Raw genomic sequence first — 17,337 nt, forward strand, 5'->3', positions numbered from 1 at the left:
AATAGGATGAATATACCAAATAGTGTACTGTTAATATATGGTTGAATACGCCAAAATATTCAGATATACTAGGATGGATTCCAGATGTCTATCTTAAGGAAGCAGGAAACGGAGGTTTGTGTTATGGAAGTTTTTCCGGTCTTTACTGGGGAATATCTATTTGACTCCTGTTCGCCGGTACAAATGCTCCTGACTCAGGAAACGGTCACTTCCGTACGTCATCAGCACGATTTTGTAGAGCTCGCCTATGTGGTTCAGGGGGAAGGCATCCACCAAGCGGATGAGGATAAAATGCAGGTTATGCAAGGGGATTTGTTAGTTATACCGCCCGGGGTTTCCCATGTCTTCCAGCCGCAGGATCTGACCGGTGCAGAGCCGCTCCTCATCTACAATTGTATGCTCAGGCCTGAGCTGGGCAGGATGCTCAGGAGGCTGCCGGAACCCTTTTCTGAAGAAGAGATGTTCCCGCTCCTGGAGCTTCTGGAGGTCAAGCAATGGTTCGGGTATAGGGAGAGCAGCATGGAGCTGGACTTATTGCTCCGCCGTATGCATGAGATGCAGAGCTGCGGCTCACTTAGGGACCAACAGCAGCTATACCCGTTGCTGTTCGAACTGGCAGACCTCATAATGCCCGCAGCCGCCCTTCCGTTCGCTCAGGAGCCCGAAATAGACTATGATCCGCTGCATGACGTCATTCTGTATATGATCAGTCATTTCAGAGAGAAAATCACACTGAAGGAGATGAGCCGCCAAATTGCGGTGAGCTCCCGCCAGTTTCAGAGATTATTCAAAATTAAGACCGGCAGGTCCTATATCCAGATGCTCCAGGAAATCCGCATGAAATATAGCTGCCTCCTGCTGATGTTCACAGAGCTTGGGATACAGTCCATTGCCCTGGAGGTCGGAATTTACGACATGAAATATTTCTACCGGCTATTTCGTGAATATAGCGGTATGACTCCTGCCTCTTATCGAAACCGGTTGCAGAGTCACTTTTTGTCGGCAAAGGAGATGATGAGCAGTGCTGAACATTGCTCCCATTAAGAGTACGCCCTATCCTACCCTGCGCAGCTGTATTGATGACTGTATCCAGTCTGTTGCAGAGTGGCAGGGCAAGGACAGCAAGTGCATGTACGGCAATGCCTGGCAGATGTCCTTCGCAGAACAGCAGTCCCCGGATCAGCCGTTAATTGAGAGGTTAGTGCTGCCGCGGATCAGTACAGACTCTCTCTCTGCATACCATGGCCTTATGTTCAATTACATAGAACGAAAGGGTCCGGCCATGGATAAGAACTTTCTACTGGACCTCCTGGAGAGCCGGCTGTCTTCGGGAATGCCGGTGCTGGTCGGCTTCGATTCCTATGACTGCCCCTGGTGTGTGGCCTTCCGCAGGCTGCATACCAGCCATGCCTGTCTCGCTGTTGGACTGGACCGGCCCGGCAATATCATCTATCTGACGGATGCCTACTATGGCAAAGAGCTTGAAGCAATAGATTTCGATATCCTCGAGCAAGCCTGCCATTTCTATGCCATCTTTGAGCTTTGTGATACTTCGCGTTCCTACACAGATTGGCAGACAACACTTCATGAAATGCTGACGAATCCAGCCAATCAGGTTCAGCCCAGCGAGGTTGCTGCTAACCTCAGATCCTATGCCGGGACCTACCTGCATACAGGGCTTCCCGCCGATCATTCTGCCGAAGCCGGTTCCCGCTTCAAGCTGTACGCCAACGCCCTGCCCATCAGCCGGATCCGGTTCAGCCAGTTCCTGCAGCTGCTTAACCGCGAGGCTTCTGTACCTGCACTCTCCCGGGCCACCGAGGGCTACCGTCATGCAGGAGAGCAGTGGGATCTGATTAATCAATTCATGATCAAGGTGATGTGCTCCGGCAATAGGCCGGCCGGGCGGGAGAAGATTCACAGAAGAATGTGTGAAGTCATCAGCCTGGAAGAGCAGCTGCTGGAGGAATTGGTACAATTGACGATGCAGGCTGGACGGGCCCGGTAAGTTCGTCAGTAAGGATTATTAATTCTCTATGATGAAACATAAGTACAAAAAAGAAGCCCCCAGGACTTGCAGTTTCCTGGGGGCTTCTTTTTCATTTTTGGGGAAATAGGTTGAAATTGGTGGATTTCCACATTAATATTATGTCAAATCTGTCTCCCGCCATCTGTATCACCTTTACCTGCCCTCACCAACCAAGCCACCTACAAATCACTTGCTTTTTGACAACAGCTGGCTCTATCCTCTCTGGAAAGTGTAATAGAATAGAAGAAGTATAATAAACTCAGATGCCAGCTCAGTATGAGCTTATCATCATCACATCATGAAGGAGGAGGCATTCGTGGCATTTATTCCGTTAAACTGTCCCAATTGCAGCGGAAGAATTGATTACAAGGAAGGTACGATCCTCAAGTGTCCCTATTGCCATACAGAGCTTCTATTGAAGCAAAATCATGTCTACTATGTGGATCAGACCATTAACCATTATCACGGGACAGTTCCTGAGGCCACGGCCACGCCAAAGCCGTCCGTCTCTGTCTCCGTCCCCCTAAGGCTGGTACTTATCCTGTTGCTCGTCATATCAGGCGCCATCGGTACTTATTTCTATTACGGCTTAGACTCCCCTCAGCACACAACAGAAGCCAATCTGTCTGTGCGGAAGATGCCCGAAAGCGAGGTCCTGCTCTCCTTTTTGCGGGAGATCTTGGATAAAGGCTCTGCGATGCCGACAGAAGAGGAATTGGCCCGTCTGCGCTATTTAACCGTAGATCATTCGGAGAATGACCAGTGGCGTTTCACCTATAGCCTCTCCGATCCCTTCAGCAATGAGCGGGCCGAGAAGATCACTTATGTTACCCAGGACAAAAGACTGAATACCCAGGAGATCGATCAGCGGGATTTCGAAGCCTTTAAGGGGCTGACGGCACTGAACCTGACGAATACCTACGAAATCTCCCAGGCGGACCAAACAACGCTTGCCCATATGGCCGGATTAAAAAGCTATGGCGGCGCCTTTAATGAATCCTTCAGCACATTTTCCCGCTACTTTGGCGATAAGTCTAAAATTACGGAGCTAACCACCCAGCTTCGCAGCAATCAGGAATTGGCGATGTTGCTGGAATTCCCCAATCTAAGCTCTCTGTCCATTACCTATGTGGATGAGTCTGTGACGGATTTTCATTTACTGAATAAGCTGCCGCTGAAGTCCTTGTCGCTTACCTTTGTCGATGAACTGGGGTGGTTATCGTCCATGTCCGGGCTGTCATCCCTGGCCATCCATCACAGTGAAGCCACAGACCTGCAGCCGCTGTACGCCTTAACCCAGCTTCAGGAGCTTCACCTTTCTTATCTGACCAATGTAAAGTCCATCGACTTTGTGCAAAACATGCCTGCTCTGCAAACACTTGACACGGAAAATTTGAATTTTTCTAATCTGAAGCCTCTGGCCGGAAAGACTTCCATTACCACACTCCGCCTGGCTTCCTTAAGCCAGCTTAGCTCGGTAGCGGCCGTGAACAGCCTGCCCTCTTTGCGGGAATTCACCTTGTCCGGGTACTACGAAAAGGCAGAAGCGCTGACATTGCCGGGCGTAAGACGGGTCGAAATACCCGGCGACTTTCTCCCCGGACTGAAAGCGCCTGCCGTAACCGCCCTGACAATCCGGGGCGGAAGTGAGGAGCTCGATATGGCCGCTCTGGGGAAATTCCCGGAGCTTGCGCAGCTTTCTCTCTGGGACATCGACGAAATGACCCAGCTTGACGCCCTGAACGACTTGACCCGCCTGAAGACACTAAGCATCTACGATTCGTCGCTGTATAAGGAGAGCGATGCCTTATTTCGTTTGAAGCAGGTGAACACGCTGGTGTGCTCGGAATGCCGTCTGGATTTCGGCCAAAAGGCTGGCGCGGCGAACAGCGTGCTTGAGCATTTGACCTTGGACCGGCCCTCTTTTAGCATGAACAATAACTCCGTCAGTGAAGTTGACCAGGTGCTTCCTTATTTCGCCAACCTGTCCGCTCTGCGTTCCTTCACCCTGCAAGACAGCAATTTGGCTTCTCTGGAATTCATGAGCAACTGGCAGGCCATAGAAGAGCTTCATCTGGAGAACAATGCCATTTCCAATATAGAAACCTTAAGCCGCTTGCCTAATCTGCAAAAGGTATTTCTGGCCGGCAATTCCGTGTTGAACAAATCCGTGCTTGGTGCGGGCGTGCTCGTGTATTAATTCCATTACTATCCAATATACGTAAATAGACCGCTAACCGCCAGAGGTTTGCGGTCTATTTTCTATTTATTGAAGAGCAGCACTTATAGGCAATGGATATAAACTAAATAGAAACTATATATTTCATTTATAAGCTGTGCATCGCTATACTGGATTTCAAAGGAGGGGAAGCACATGACTCACTCGACTTCCAATAACCAATGGCAGGCGGACACGTATGATCACAAACTGGACTTTGTCTCCAAAATGGGCGGTGACGTCCTCTCGCTGCTACAGCCTCAGCCCGGTGAACGCGTGCTGGATATCGGCTGCGGGACGGCCGACCTGACGGCTAAGATCGCGGCAGCCGGAGCGGTGACGGTAGGCATCGATCTGTCGCCTGAGATGATCGCACGCGGCCGCGACAAGTACCCGCACCTGAGTCTGAGCGCCCAGAATGCGTACACTTACCGGGCAGCCCAACCCTTCGATGCGGTGTTCTCTAACGCAGCATTGCACTGGATGAAGGACGCGCACGCGGTCGCGGTGACTGTGGCAAGCGCACTAAGGGACGGCGGGCGATTCGTCGCCGAGTTCGGCGGCTATCGCAACGTCGCCGCTCTCGTGAATGCGACCGAGAGCGCACTGACCGCGCATGGCTATGACCCGCAAGGACGTAATCCGTGGTACTTCCCTACCATCGGCCAATATGCGGCAGTACTGGAGGAGCATGGCTTCCTCGTTACGCTGGCCCAGCATTTTGAACGGCCTACACCCTTGCATGGTGAGAGCGGAGTCCATGATTGGCTGGACATGATGGCCGATGACTTCTTCTACGATGTCAGCGCGGAGCACAAGGTAGCGATCTATCAAGCAGTAGAAGAACAACTGCGGCCGGAGCATTACCAGCAGGGCCAGTGGATCGCAGACTACCGGCGGCTGCGCATCTGCGCGGTGAAGCAGGCCAACTGAAATCAGACGAAAACCACCCAATTTTAACTTAGGCGAATTCCCTCAGATTGCGGCTCCCCGCGCATCTTTCATCCATACTAGATCGCCGACTCCGAGTTCCAGCAATCGGCGATCCAGCACTATTCATTGTACTGTATTGCCATCTACATCGAACTTCTCCATGTATTTTTCAAGGAATACACGTGTAATGATTTCACGACAACCGTTCCACCGGATGCATAAAAGCTCATCCCGCTGCTAGTGGAATCCGGTAGGATGATGTCCGAAAAGACCACTGCCCCGTCGTTGCCAAATAGCTCCAAAGAAGACTCATCCACAAGGATATGCATACGGACAACACCGTTGACGGGTTGCACAACCGCCTCATGCAACGTCGTAAAATTGGAAGCAAAATCCGTTCTGCCGGAAGCGGATCGATCGATGAACATCTTGTTATCGGTACTCCGATAGCCGACGACCGTCTTCTGTCCTCCGCCTTCCCGCAATCGGAATCCGAATTCGGTAGCCGCTCCAGAATTGGGGAGCTGGAGTTCCACGACAATTTCGTATGCATTTCCATTGACCTTTCCAAGGATATTGCCGGATTGCGGTGTTACCGAAACATTGTTAACTGAAAAATCGGTTCCACGCAATGAACTCAGTTCGCTTATCGGATTCTGCGCAAGGATGACGTTCCCGTTCACGGTCTTTAACGACAGCTCGCGGGGAATTGTCAATTGCCCTTTCCAACCTTCGGTCGGGAAGCTAAATGGATAATCCCAATTTGACATCCATCCCATCGTAATACGCCGGTTATCTGGTGTGTTGTAGAACGACATCCCAGCGTAATTCTCTTTCCCGAAGTCGGTAAGCAACACTTTGCCCGGAAGGTTGTCATTTACGAATTTTCCATCCGCCGTTACCTGACCAATGAAATATTCCGCCGACGAACCTTGCGTATTCGGGTTGCCGCCGGTACTGATCATCAGCACCCATTTTTTATTGTTTGCATTCCCGTCCACCGCAAGTTGGAACAAATCCGGGCACTCCCACACCCCGCCGCGTATATATTGGCTATATCCGAAATTGTCGGTCCACGTCCAATGAAGCAGATCAGTCGATGTAAAAAAGCGAATGTGATCCCCGCCGGATACCACCATAATCCATCGGTTATTGACGTCGTCACGCACGACTTTCGGATCGCGGAAATCCCAACTGCCGTTAATGCCGCCCGGGTTAGGCACTATGGCGTCATCCCCGTAATATACCCACGTGCGTCCCTTGTCTTTGCTATACGCAGCCCCGATCTTCTGATTGCCGTTCGGCTTATTCGGATTGAATGAAGTATAATAGGCAATCAAACCTTTACCGCCTGAGTCCCCGAACAACCCTGAAGCGTTGGTTAAATCAGCAACCGTGGACCCCGACCAAATATGCCCCAAGTGGTTCCATTTCAACGCAAGCGGCATCTGCTTCCAATGTAAAAGGTCGGTGCTGATGGCATGAGCCCATTGGCCTCCATCCTGGTGGAACAGATGATATTCACCTTCAAAATACACCAGTCCGTTCGGATCGCTGGCCCATCCTCGCGTGTCCGTAAAATGGTATTGCGGTCGGTACAGCTCAGTATAATAATTGCTGTATGGGGTAAGATACACATCTTGAAAATATGCGGCCCCATTCTTCACCGTCATTCCGGCGTATCCGCTCAAAAAGTCGGCATCTTGTGCTACGATCTTCTCCGCAGAATACCCATCGACATAAACCGTAAGGTTCGAACCTATCGCCGTTATTTCAATATGATGTTTGTTCCCAGTCTTCAAAGGAATGCCGGATTTCGATTGGATTACCGTTTCGGTGTCCCCGTGTTTTTTGAGTAATGTGACGGTATGATCGCTCGGCCGTATTCGAAGAATATATCCGTTCGTACCATCCCTGTCAGAACGGAACATCAACCCTGCGACCGCTTGCGGCGCTTGGGAATCCACCGTCACGTCACCCTCAAACACGAAATCGCTTGTCACACTGTCGGCGATACAAGTCGCTTCTGCGTTCGCAGATCCGACGCCCTTAACAATGTTCTGATTCAGCGTCCACTCGCCCCTTGACATACAACTTTTCAGATTACTAGTTCCCCAGCCGCTTAGGTTCGTGTACACGGGTGGAGTTGTTGGTGTTGCAGTTGCAGTTGGCGTTGCAGTTGGCGTTATCGAATCCGGTGTCATTATGATGTTCTGGAACAACATCGAGCTGTTCCAAACTTGAACACCTAAGTAACCTCCAGTGTAAGCGTTATCATTTATGCTAATCACAGGTGTAGCACTGCTCCCCCAGTATACCTGGAGCGCTGATCCAACAGCTCTCACTTTCAGATGATAGGTTGTGTTAGCCGCAAGCGAAACGCTGTACACGCCCAGCTCACGATCTCCGTTCGCATCCTTCAAGCGAATCCGGCCGCCTACCGGATCGATCTGCAGCATATAAGAGCCCCAGCCGCTGTTATTGGAGCGGAATACCAATGCGCCACTCCCTTGGAATTGGCGAATGGTCACATCCGTTTCATAAGTAAAATCGTTGGCAGTCGTTGTCGATAGCGCAAAGAAATTACCGCCAGACGTGAGCAGCTTCCCGTCTGCACTGTTCGTTAATGTCCCCGCATCCCCCGAAGTCGCCCAGCCGCTTAAGTTCGTGTTCACCCCAGTACCATCGGCTGTTGCTCTTGTAGCGTTACCTGTCCATAAAATCGGTATGGCAAGCATCATCGCGAGTATGAGCTTTACCCCATAAAACATTCGATTCTTCAACAACAGTCATCCACTCCCATTCATCGGATTGTGAAAATGATAATAAATAAACTCAACTTTCACACCTAGAAAATCAGCATAACCATATCGAAGAGGTGTTTTCTCTACGATAGAACAAAAGCAGTCATTCATTTAACTACCAAAAGAAATCAAACCGGTATTTATGGAACTCCATGTCCTCAATCACTAAGATGGTAACGCTTTCAATAAAAAATCCAGGTTCACTTATACCTTTTTATTTCGCATTGTCTTTACCCTGTTGTTTAACCAGAAGACCTGGTTCCGATTGTTGGAGAGCAGCAAACGTGAGTCCTTCCATGGTAAGGATACGGTATCTTCATATTCATCTTGACTCTTTCGAGGCTTTTGTGACGACGCGACAGGATTCACTTCATGTTACGGCCTGCCGGTTTGCTCGCCCTTCCTGTAGAAGGTACTTTTGCACAGGGCTTCAACCTTAGGATCTCTCCACCAGTTGCGTGCCAGCTACGAGGCGTTTGCTCCTACCTCGGCCGGACTTTCACCGGCTAGTTGTGCCTAGCCTGGCTAGGTGCGCAATTGATCAAAACCCTTCCGCCAACAAGCATGCTGTAAACGAATTGACTTTCTCGATTAACACCCCCCATTCTGGATTTCCTTTGCCCATTACGATATCATCCTATCAAATGAAAGAGCCGATTAAATTCAATATTCTCTGTTTATACTTTTAAATTTTATAATCCACTTGTACGTTACCTCACCTCAGAACTAACCAACCCTATTCTTGAATTGTTCTTTATGGCTTGTGCGATAATCAATTTCCAGGAAAGGATTTGAAGTGCCAGTGCATCTGAGGCATCGTAGAAAGGGATACCGGGAAAAGAAAAGCCGGGCGATAATCAGGGGAATGCCTGAAGATTGCCCGGCTTATAGGTAAACATTAAGTGATCAGAGGTCAGTTTATGTGGGGGTTACAGCAGAGGGATTCGTCCTCTCCCCTGCATCTATTTATCGGCTTTATCACATCTTTATTCATTTTTTAGATTAGAGGGTTACAACATCCCTCACCAACCAAGCCACACTTTCCACATGCACCGTATGCGGGAACATATCCACCGGAGTGACCTCCGCGGTTCTGTACCCGCCATCTTCCAGGACCCGCAAATCGCGGGCCAGGGTGGACGGGTTGCACGATACATACACCACACGCTCCGGCTTCATCAGCAGGATTGTCTCTAATAACCTAGGGTCGCAGCCCTTGCGCGGCGGATCGACGACGATAACATCCGGGGTGATGCCCTGCTCTTTCCACGCAGGGATAACATCCTCAGATGCACCGACTTCAAACTTCACATTGTTCATGTTGTTAAGCTTCGCGTTCGCGCGGGCATCCTCGATTGCCTCAGGCACAATTTCCACGCCGTAGACCTGGTCGGCATGCTGGGCCAGGAACAGGGAAATGGTTCCGATGCCGCAGTAGGCGTCGATTACGGTCTCGCTGCCGGTTAACGCAGCGTAGTCCAGGGTTCTGCCGTACAGTACCTCGGTCTGTACCGGATTCACCTGATAGAAGGAGCGCGCTGAAATGGCGAATTGCACATCTCCGATATAATCGTAGATCACATCGCTGCCCCATAAGACGCGGGTATCGTTACCGAAGATTACATTGGTCTTCTGGGTGTTGATGTTCTGGCAGATGCTTGCCACTTCAGGAAGCTGCTCACGGATACTGCCGAGCCAGGCATCCAGATGCGGGATATCCCGGCCATTGGTTACCAGCACCAGCATCATCTGGCCGGTGCGGAAGGCCTTCTTCACCACAACGTGGCGCAGCAGCCCGCGGCCGGTCTCTTCGTCATAGGCGGTAATGCCAAGCTCACGGCCTAGGCTCTTCACGGTGGCCACGACCTTGTCATTATCTTCATGCTGAATCAGACAGGTCTCCATGTCGATGATCCGGTGGCTGCCGCGTGCGTAGAAGCCGCCGACCAGGCCGCCATCGGTTACACCGATCGGCACCTGGGCTTTGTTGCGGTAACGCCAAGGCTCGTCCATGCCAAGGGTAGGCAGGACGCGTATTCCTTCAGCTGTTGCGGCATTACCGTCAGCTGCACCCGCCACCTGCAGCTTCCCGATCCGCTGCAGGTTGTCCACCACCAGCTGCCGTTTCCACGCCAGCTGGGCGGTATAATCCATATGCTGCAGCTGGCAGCCGCCGCATTGATCATAGATCGGGCAAGGCGGCCCTATACGGTCGGGGCTGGCCTGCATCAGCTCCATCAGCTTGGCATAGCCATACTGCTTCTTGGTCTTCAGCACTCTGGCGCGGACCTTCTCACCGGGAAGAGCACCCTGCACAAAAAGGGTAAAGCCCTCTACACGGCCTACCCCTTCACCTTCATGGGTCATGCCGATAATATCGAGCAGGACCTCATCATTCTTATTCACTGGCAGTCCGGCGACAGAAGCCGGCCCTTGTTCCCGGCGGCTTGCGCTGCGCCCGCTGCGGTGTTTACTCATGTGTATAGGTTCACTTCTTTCATTATCTTCACTATTAATCTTGTTAATTATTCTGCGCGAAGATCCGCAGATGATGCGGCAGAATACTGAAATTGCCCGGCAGCGTGCCGCCGAGTTCGCCGTCCAGATTAAGCTGGACGTAGCCTGGGGAGGTAACCTCCATCGCATCCGTGCGGAAATGGATAACCTTCTTGTCATTCAGATGATCGCCGCGGATCGTAAGCCGGACCAGCCGGATGAATTCGGCCAGGTTGCATTTCTTGACGGCAATTACGTCGAGCAGACCGTCATCGATTCTGGCACCCGGAGCCAGCTTCTCGAAGCCGCCGACGGAGTTCGTATTGGCGATCAGGAAGAGCATGAACTCGTCATGGATCATCTCTTGGCCGTTCGCGCGGATGTACAGCTCCTGCGGAGCAAGACTGGCCATCTTCTCAATACCCTTCAGGTAATAGGCAAGCTGGCCCATCATGGTCTTCAGCTTACTGGGAACCTCATAGGTAAGCTCCGTCAGCTGGCCGCCGCCGGCTATATTAATGAAATAACGGTCATTGGCTTTGCCGAGGTCAATCAGGCGCGACTCCTGGCGCAGAATCAGGTCGCAGGAATCCTCCCAATTCTTCGGAATGCCCATGGCCCTGGCAAAATCGTTGGTAGTCCCGAGCGGTAATAAGCCGAGCGGGGGAAGGTTAGGCTTCTCAGCCATCCCGTTGATTACTTCATTGAGCGTACCGTCGCCTCCGGCAGCTATGATCAGATCATACGTACCGCGCTCTACAGCCTCAGCTGCGGCTGCTGTGGCATCGCCCTCTCCGGTTGTTGCATGACAGGAGGCTTCAATGCCGCCAACATCCAGCCGGTCTAAAATATCGGCGAGTCTTCTTTTCATTTCTTCCCGACCAGAAGTGGGATTATAAATCAATCTCGCAGTTTTCATTACCGGAACGCCACCTGTTTATATAATGGATAACCTTACTGATTATACCCAATTCAGGACCCCACAAGCAATGTCAGGGAGCTTTAGAGGATTATATTTATACTCCCGCGCAGCGCTGAAGACTCCTTAGCCCGTCAGAAAGTATAGATATATGTATGCGGCGGCTGCCAAAATAAATACTGGACGCATTCTATTTTTTCTATATAAGCTGAACTTAAGATGCTAACTAAAGCTCAATCGTCACTACGGTGAATATCCTGTGACTGGGCACGCTGCTTCCGTAGCGAGCTTTCCTGCGGAAAGCTTTCAGGCGATCGCTAACGCTCCTACAGTTCCAAAATCCCCTTCGATCCTTCTCGCATATGTTATTTTCTAACCCCGGCCCCGCAGACGCAGCAGCGCCGCCTCCACCTGCCGTTCAATCCAGCGCGGCAGCAGCGGATGCGGCAGCAGGGTCTGGCCGGAGTAGGCATATTCGAGCCCTTCCAGCCGCTGCGGAATAACAACCTTGGTGAAATACCCCTCACTTAAAAAGAGCGGAGCCACCAGTACATCATGGCCCTGCTCCTGCCAATACTCCACTCTGCTTCTTACGCTGTCCGGGTTCAGCAGCCCGTAATCGGCCGCAGCCAGCCCGCTTATGTCCCGTACCCGCGCCGCGAGTGAGGAGATCCCCTGCTCCCAGCGCTGCCGGAAGCCCTCATGCCTGCTGCCGTGTCCGACAAGCAGCAGGGTCTCCCGCTCCGGATTCTTCGAGAGTTCCCGGAGCTTATCCCAGATCATCAGCGCAATGTCCGGATCGTCGTCAACGGGATAGCCGAAGTGAATCTGCGCTGTAACCCGGAACCGTTCCAGATCCGTCTCCCGTTCTGGAACCGGCTTAGCGCCCAGTGCATACTCTATCTCATCGATATGCGTACTGCCGGAGGACACAAACAAGGGGATCACAATAATATCTGTGACCCCTGCATGTTCCAGCTCGTCTATACCGTCCTGAATCAATCGTCCTTCTACCAGCTCCAGGAAAGATACCGCCACGGGAATCTCTTCCCCCAGCGATAAATGACTCACGGCTTCCTCTACGATCGACACCCAGGTCTTATCGCGGGAGCCGTGACTGATCATCAACACACCCGGCTGCATCAATTAACGTCCCAGACGTTCCAGCGTGAGCTTGTAGCCGTCATTGCCGTAGTTCAGGCAGCGCTTCACACGGGAGATTGTTGCTGTGCTGGCACCTGTTTCCGCTTCAATTTGATTGTATGTAGACCCTTTGCCCAGCATCCGCGCGACTTCAAGGCGCTGCGAGAGCGATTGAATTTCGTTCACCGTGCACAAATCATCAAAGAACACATAGCATTCTTCCATATTTTTCAATGTTAAAATAGCCTCAAATAATTGATCGATACTTTTATCGTTTAGCTTCTTAAGCTGCATCGTTAATCATCCCCTAAAAGTTTGGTCAGCATTAGCATCACTGATTAAGCTTCGTACAAATTAGATACTCGGAAGCATAAACTTAATGTGACTATCTTGCCTCTACTATATTGCACTGGAGCACATTTTTCAAGCATTAACGGTTTCACGCTGTAAAGAACGAAAATGATGGACAAACGTCCACCCCGGGCGCACACCACTAATGGAGCTTACGGCCTTCTTCCTCTGATTCCTAGGTTTTACCGCCTTAACTATAGTACTACAAAACCTCACGAAATCAAGCATGGACACGGTTTCTTCACTTCCGGAGGGTTCTTGTAGGCATTCGCCCTTTTCCGCTAGTATCCCGGTTACCCGGGCATTCGTCTATACCGTATGTTCGCCCATGACATACAGTATAGCAAACCACTAACGAAGGAATGTGATATTATGCCTGAGCATTACTATAATCATTCCCGCAGGGAAGGGCGTTCACTGGCTGAGCCGTACAATCCGTCACCCTATCCGGGCCTCTCTTCCTACGCGCCTGCCCCGCTTCCCGGAGAACCCGGAATACTGCCTGCCTTCGGTGCAGAAGTTGCCGATACTGCACTTGTTGTGCCCGCTGCCGAAGCTGCTACTGCGAAAGCCGGCGGTCTGCTGGGCGGGCTGGGCAACCTCGGGAGTCTCGCGAATATGGAGCAGATCAAGGGAATTGTCGACCGGATGGGCGGGATTGACGGGATCGTCAACTCCATGGGCAAGGTACAGAAGGTCATGCAGGGCTTTTCACAGATGGCTCCGATGGTGAAGCTGGTGATGGGCGGATTCGGCAAAGGCAAGGGAAGCGCAGCGGGAGCCCTTGCGGCGGAAGAAGATGCGGCACTGTATACCCCCAAACGGCGCAAAAAAAGACGCCCAACCACGCAGCGCCGCAAAAATACCTCCAAGAGCCGCAAAACCGGGGCCCCTTCCTCTGTTAAGCGCCGCCGTTCTTAAGCGGCGGCGTTTAACACGCCTTGTCTGTCTGCTGCCGGACCGCTGTATTCCATGAATACCCATGCGTCGTCAGCCATAACCATTCTTTTATCACCCGGTCCTTGTCCGGTTCTCTTCACGGTTTCACTTAAACCAGCCGCTCCGCCGGAACCACCTGAACATCCCGACTCCCAGCACCAGCATCAGCAGCAGCACCGCGAAATAACCATAATCCCAGTCCAGCTCCGGCATCACCCTGAAGTTCATCCCGTAGATTCCGGCGATCAGCGTCAGCGGCATAAATACGGTAGTAATTACCGTCAGTGTCTTCATAATGGAATTCATCCGGTTGGAGTTGAGCGAGATGTAGCTGTCACGCAGATCGGCGGTCATTTCCCGGTCAACTTCAATCATGTCGGTCAGCTTCAGCAGATGATCATAAATATCACCGAAGTAGATCCGTTCCTCCCCGTTGCTCTGCACATGCTGCGAGTTGACGATCCGGTACATCAGATCACGCATCGGCACGATCGTCCGGCGCAGCTTGAGCAGTCTTCCGCGCACGTTGAACACCTGACTCATCAACTCTTCCACCGATTCACTGTCGCTCTTGCTCTCCAGATCTGCCAGTTCATCCTCCAGGGTGTACAGCGACGGGAAATACCTGTCGACCAGCTTGTCCATTACCGTATAAGCAGCAGCCATCGGCCCGCCCGACCAGCCTTTACGGCTATGAATTTCAGCTTGTACCATCTGCCACGCTTCCTCCATTTCCGATTTATTCTGGTGATGGTAGGAGACGAGGAATTTTTTGCTGAGAAAAAGGTCGACCTCTTCCGCCTCCAGCGTACGCTCATTAAGCGCATGCAGCACGAAGAACTGCACATCCTCGTAGTAATCCAGCTTCGGACGCTGCAGCACATGCATACAGTCTTCAATGGCCAGCGGGTGAAAATGAAAATAAGTATCCAGCAGCAATGTCTCTTCTTCCGTAGGCATGGCAAAATCCGCCCAAATCCAGGCATAGTTATCCAGCACTATACTCTGAAGCGGCAGGTCAGTCAGCACCTCGCCCTTATGTGTTACCGCAAGCGTTCGTATCATATATGAGTCCTCCACCTTATCCTGCTATCCGCACGGCAACATCCCGTTGCCTGTCGGCCTGCTACTATTGTAACGCATGAGGTCTACTATTATGAAACTTCTGTATCCGCCCGGGCTCCCGTTATCTCAAAAAAATAACCGCCAGTCCGCTGGGCAGCGGTTCCGGAGGTTTATTTTTTGCTTCATTTTCCGTATCCATTCCGTTCTAGCGGCCCATCCCCTCCAGCACTTCCAAATGAAGCACCTGCAGGAACTTCTTGATGTTCACCTTCACCTTGCCGGTGTCGCGCCCCTGTTCAATCTCTTTCATCTTCAGGCGCACTTCTTCAAAGTCGAAATACAGCGGCGCATAATGCTCGAACTTCGGATTGCCGTAATCCGTCAGACCGATGGAAGCCAGGTTCGCCAGTCCGGCCGCCAGCGCCCGGCGCAGACGCTGTTCAATCGCTTTGACTTCCTTGGCGGCATCGGCTGGCACCGGTTTATATGTAGCAGCTGCCATTTCATACAATTCCTTGAGCGGCGGAAGGCTCCCGCTGTTCCCCCCCGCCACCGCCAGCTCCATGATCGTGATAATATCCCTGCTGCCGTTCTCCGAGATCATTCCCATATTCATCAGAATCGGCTGGATAATCTCCTTGACGGAACGTTTGCCGGACGGCATCTGCGGCATTCCGAACTGCAGCCCCTCCAGCTTGCCGAGCGTCAGCTTGATCTCATCCAGATAACGGCCCATCGCATAACGTTCATTCACCTTGTACAGCACAGATTCGACTTCAATCTTGTTGATCGGCTTACGGATGAAGAATTCAATTCCGCTTTTGTATGCGCGGCTGACCATATCACCATTCTCAATCTGTGAGATCATCACGAACTTGGACCGGCAGCCCTGCGCCTGAAGGGAAATGATCGTCTCAATACCATCCTGGTCCGGCATCAGCAGATCCATCAGCACAATATCCGGCGTCTCACTCAGGATCAGGGCTACCCCCTCCTGCCCGCATTCCGCCGTACCCACCACTTCGCCAAGTCCGCTATCCTCAATAATATGCTGCAGCATTCTTCTTGCCGACGCGTCGTCATCTACAATACAGAAAGAAAGCGGCATTCTCTATTCCTCCTTCCGCAGCTTTGCACTCGGCACAATAATCTGGAACATGGCCCCTCCGGCATGCGACACCGGCTGAACGGTAATCGTTCCCTCGAACATATTCACTATATCCCGTACATGAGAGAGTCCAATCCCCGTAGCGGCGATTCCCTCTTCATCAAATTTCGTAGTAAAACCCGGCTCGAACAGCAGCTCCAGGTCACGCTTATGAATCCCTGCCCCGCTATCGGTCACTGTAAAAATGGTCATGCCGGCTTTCTCATAAGCATCCAGGTTGATGCTGCCTTTACGTTTGATGACTTCCACCGCATTGGCGGTAAGGTTGTTAAGCAGAGTCAGCAGAGGAATATAACTGTCGGTTGTGTAATCGGAGGTAATATGAATATGAAAATCGATCTGCTTGCCCAGCATTTCGGCGTATTTGGCATTGCTCTTGACCGTGAACCGCAGAATTCCCGATAACGGCATATCAGCGGTGACCTCGCGCTCCACCAGCTTCACAAGCCCGGCCAGAATCCGCTGGGAATCCTTCTTCACCTCATGGATCTGCTGGGTGATATCCAGCACCTGCCGGCTATACGGCTCCGGTCCTTCCCCTGCCTTCAGATTGCGGTACAGCTCGAAGCTGTTTAGCGTCACATTCTCCAGTGTTCCGATGGATTTCTTCAGATAGAATACTTCGCCGTACAGGCCGGAGCCGAATCCGAGCATCTGCTCAATCCGCTCATTCTGCTCACGCGCCCTGATCCGCATCTGGCTGACCGAGATACTACTGTATACCCCGGTTGTGAAATACGTACGCAGGACAGCAATCGCCATCAGATAAGTCCACTCGTTCAGCCGGAAGGAGGCCGAATCCAGCACAATCAGCCGCGTCAGCAGCTCCATTTCATTCGACAAGAGATCGATTACCGCGGCAACAGCGCCCAGCACCAGCGGATGGAAGGTATCCAGCCGGCTTTTGATGGCATGCATCAGCAAGGCGAACACAATATAATAGACCATCGCGGAGAAATGACTGTTCAGGCTCTGCTCAAACGTCAGTCCGCTTCCTTCTACTGCATCCATTGCCGTGCGGAACAGCAGAACGACCACACCCGTAGCAATGCCTGTACTGATATACGGCAACTGCCTCATTAAAAGCAAAAACAGCAGAAAAGCGCTGCTGCCCATAGCAATCCGGAAGATGTCGCCATCAAACGGATTTATTTTGAATTCACCGGCTACAGCCGTAACGACTGCCACCAGCAGAATCTGTGCAACTCTCATTCTCAGAATAGATTGTCCCATCGCCACTGCTCCCGCCTAGAGATGTTGACAACTATAGTA

At 51.7% G+C, this 17,337-nt stretch carries 14 protein-coding genes; 5 read left to right on the forward strand and 9 right to left on the reverse strand.

Annotated features, from left to right (window positions below; genetic code table 11):
- The first annotated feature begins 123 nt into the window (after positions 1 to 123).
- The 4 genes from NSU14_RS28335 to NSU14_RS28350 all read left to right on the forward strand — a co-directional run bounded on the left by NSU14_RS28335 (position 124) and on the right by NSU14_RS28350 (position 5,180).
- On the forward strand, positions 124 to 1,044 hold the full coding sequence (locus tag NSU14_RS28335; RefSeq protein ID WP_340948039.1) for an AraC family transcriptional regulator: 921 nt from the start codon (positions 124 to 126) through the stop codon (positions 1,042 to 1,044).
- Positions 1,022 to 2,008 (forward strand): hypothetical protein, encoded by a 987-nt coding sequence (locus tag NSU14_RS28340; protein WP_340948040.1) that lies wholly within the window; start codon positions 1,022 to 1,024, stop codon positions 2,006 to 2,008. The genes NSU14_RS28335 and NSU14_RS28340 overlap by 23 nt, the downstream gene beginning before the upstream one ends.
- Before the next feature lie 337 nt (positions 2,009 to 2,345).
- Entirely contained in the window at positions 2,346 to 4,229 is a 1,884-nt protein-coding gene (locus tag NSU14_RS28345) for a leucine-rich repeat domain-containing protein (protein WP_336103313.1), read from the forward strand.
- 174 nt (positions 4,230 to 4,403) lie between these two features.
- Complete coding sequence (locus NSU14_RS28350) at positions 4,404 to 5,180, forward strand: class I SAM-dependent methyltransferase (RefSeq protein ID WP_076248074.1); 777 nt, start codon at positions 4,404 to 4,406, stop codon at positions 5,178 to 5,180.
- Positions 5,181 to 5,323: 143 nt separating this feature from the next.
- On the opposite strand, the gene NSU14_RS28355 is transcribed toward NSU14_RS28350, so the two are convergent.
- The 5 genes from NSU14_RS28355 to NSU14_RS28375 form a co-directional block, all read right to left on the reverse strand.
- On the reverse strand, positions 5,324 to 7,966 hold the full coding sequence (locus NSU14_RS28355) for a GH32 C-terminal domain-containing protein (protein WP_340948043.1): 2,643 nt from the start codon (positions 7,964 to 7,966) through the stop codon (positions 5,324 to 5,326).
- Positions 7,967 to 8,986: 1,020 nt separating this feature from the next.
- Positions 8,987 to 10,462, reverse strand: a complete 1,476-nt coding sequence (gene rlmD, locus NSU14_RS28360; protein WP_340948044.1) for a 23S rRNA (uracil(1939)-C(5))-methyltransferase RlmD — start codon at positions 10,460 to 10,462, stop codon at positions 8,987 to 8,989.
- Between the two features lie 43 nt (positions 10,463 to 10,505).
- The gene (locus NSU14_RS28365; protein ID WP_042133438.1) at positions 10,506 to 11,399 is read right to left on the reverse strand and encodes a diacylglycerol kinase; all 894 of its coding nucleotides are present in this window, start codon (positions 11,397 to 11,399) and stop codon (positions 10,506 to 10,508) included.
- Positions 11,400 to 11,771: 372 nt separating this feature from the next.
- Complete coding sequence (locus NSU14_RS28370) at positions 11,772 to 12,524, reverse strand: sirohydrochlorin chelatase (RefSeq protein ID WP_340948045.1); 753 nt, start codon at positions 12,522 to 12,524, stop codon at positions 11,772 to 11,774.
- A gap of 21 nt (positions 12,525 to 12,545) precedes the next feature.
- Positions 12,546 to 12,836 carry a YerC/YecD family TrpR-related protein gene (locus NSU14_RS28375; RefSeq protein ID WP_019913624.1) on the reverse strand — a complete coding sequence of 97 codons (291 nt, stop codon included), beginning with the start codon at positions 12,834 to 12,836 and terminating at the stop codon, positions 12,546 to 12,548.
- Positions 12,837 to 13,265: 429 nt separating this feature from the next.
- Here NSU14_RS28375 and NSU14_RS28380 point away from each other — a divergent pair, with 429 nt between their 5' ends.
- Positions 13,266 to 13,814 (forward strand): tyrosine protein kinase, encoded by a 549-nt coding sequence (locus tag NSU14_RS28380; RefSeq protein ID WP_340948046.1) that lies wholly within the window; start codon positions 13,266 to 13,268, stop codon positions 13,812 to 13,814.
- Here NSU14_RS28380 and NSU14_RS28385 read toward each other — a convergent pair.
- The 4 genes from NSU14_RS28385 to NSU14_RS28400 form a co-directional block, all read right to left on the reverse strand.
- A complete protein-coding gene (locus tag NSU14_RS28385; protein ID WP_256704028.1) occupies positions 13,811 to 13,933 on the reverse strand; it encodes a hypothetical protein in 123 nt (40 codons plus the stop codon). The two genes, NSU14_RS28380 and NSU14_RS28385, sit on opposite strands and share 4 nt — an antisense overlap.
- Positions 13,934 to 13,937: 4 nt before the next feature.
- Positions 13,938 to 14,897, reverse strand: a complete 960-nt coding sequence (gene corA / locus NSU14_RS28390; protein WP_042210486.1) for a magnesium/cobalt transporter CorA — start codon at positions 14,895 to 14,897, stop codon at positions 13,938 to 13,940.
- A gap of 205 nt (positions 14,898 to 15,102) precedes the next feature.
- Positions 15,103 to 16,005: a response regulator gene (locus NSU14_RS28395; protein WP_039298308.1), complete on the reverse strand. Its 903-nt coding sequence runs from the start codon at positions 16,003 to 16,005 to the stop codon at positions 15,103 to 15,105.
- A 3-nt stretch (positions 16,006 to 16,008) separates the two neighbouring features.
- Positions 16,009 to 17,298 carry an ATP-binding protein gene (locus NSU14_RS28400; RefSeq protein WP_340948048.1) on the reverse strand — a complete coding sequence of 430 codons (1,290 nt, stop codon included), beginning with the start codon at positions 17,296 to 17,298 and terminating at the stop codon, positions 16,009 to 16,011.
- Positions 17,299 to 17,337 lie beyond the last annotated feature (39 nt).

Origin of the sequence: Paenibacillus sp. FSL R10-2771 (genome assembly GCF_038000205.1) — a bacterium.
In the GTDB taxonomy this organism is placed as follows: Bacteria; Bacillota; Bacilli; order Paenibacillales; family Paenibacillaceae; genus Paenibacillus_AQ; species Paenibacillus_AQ phytohabitans.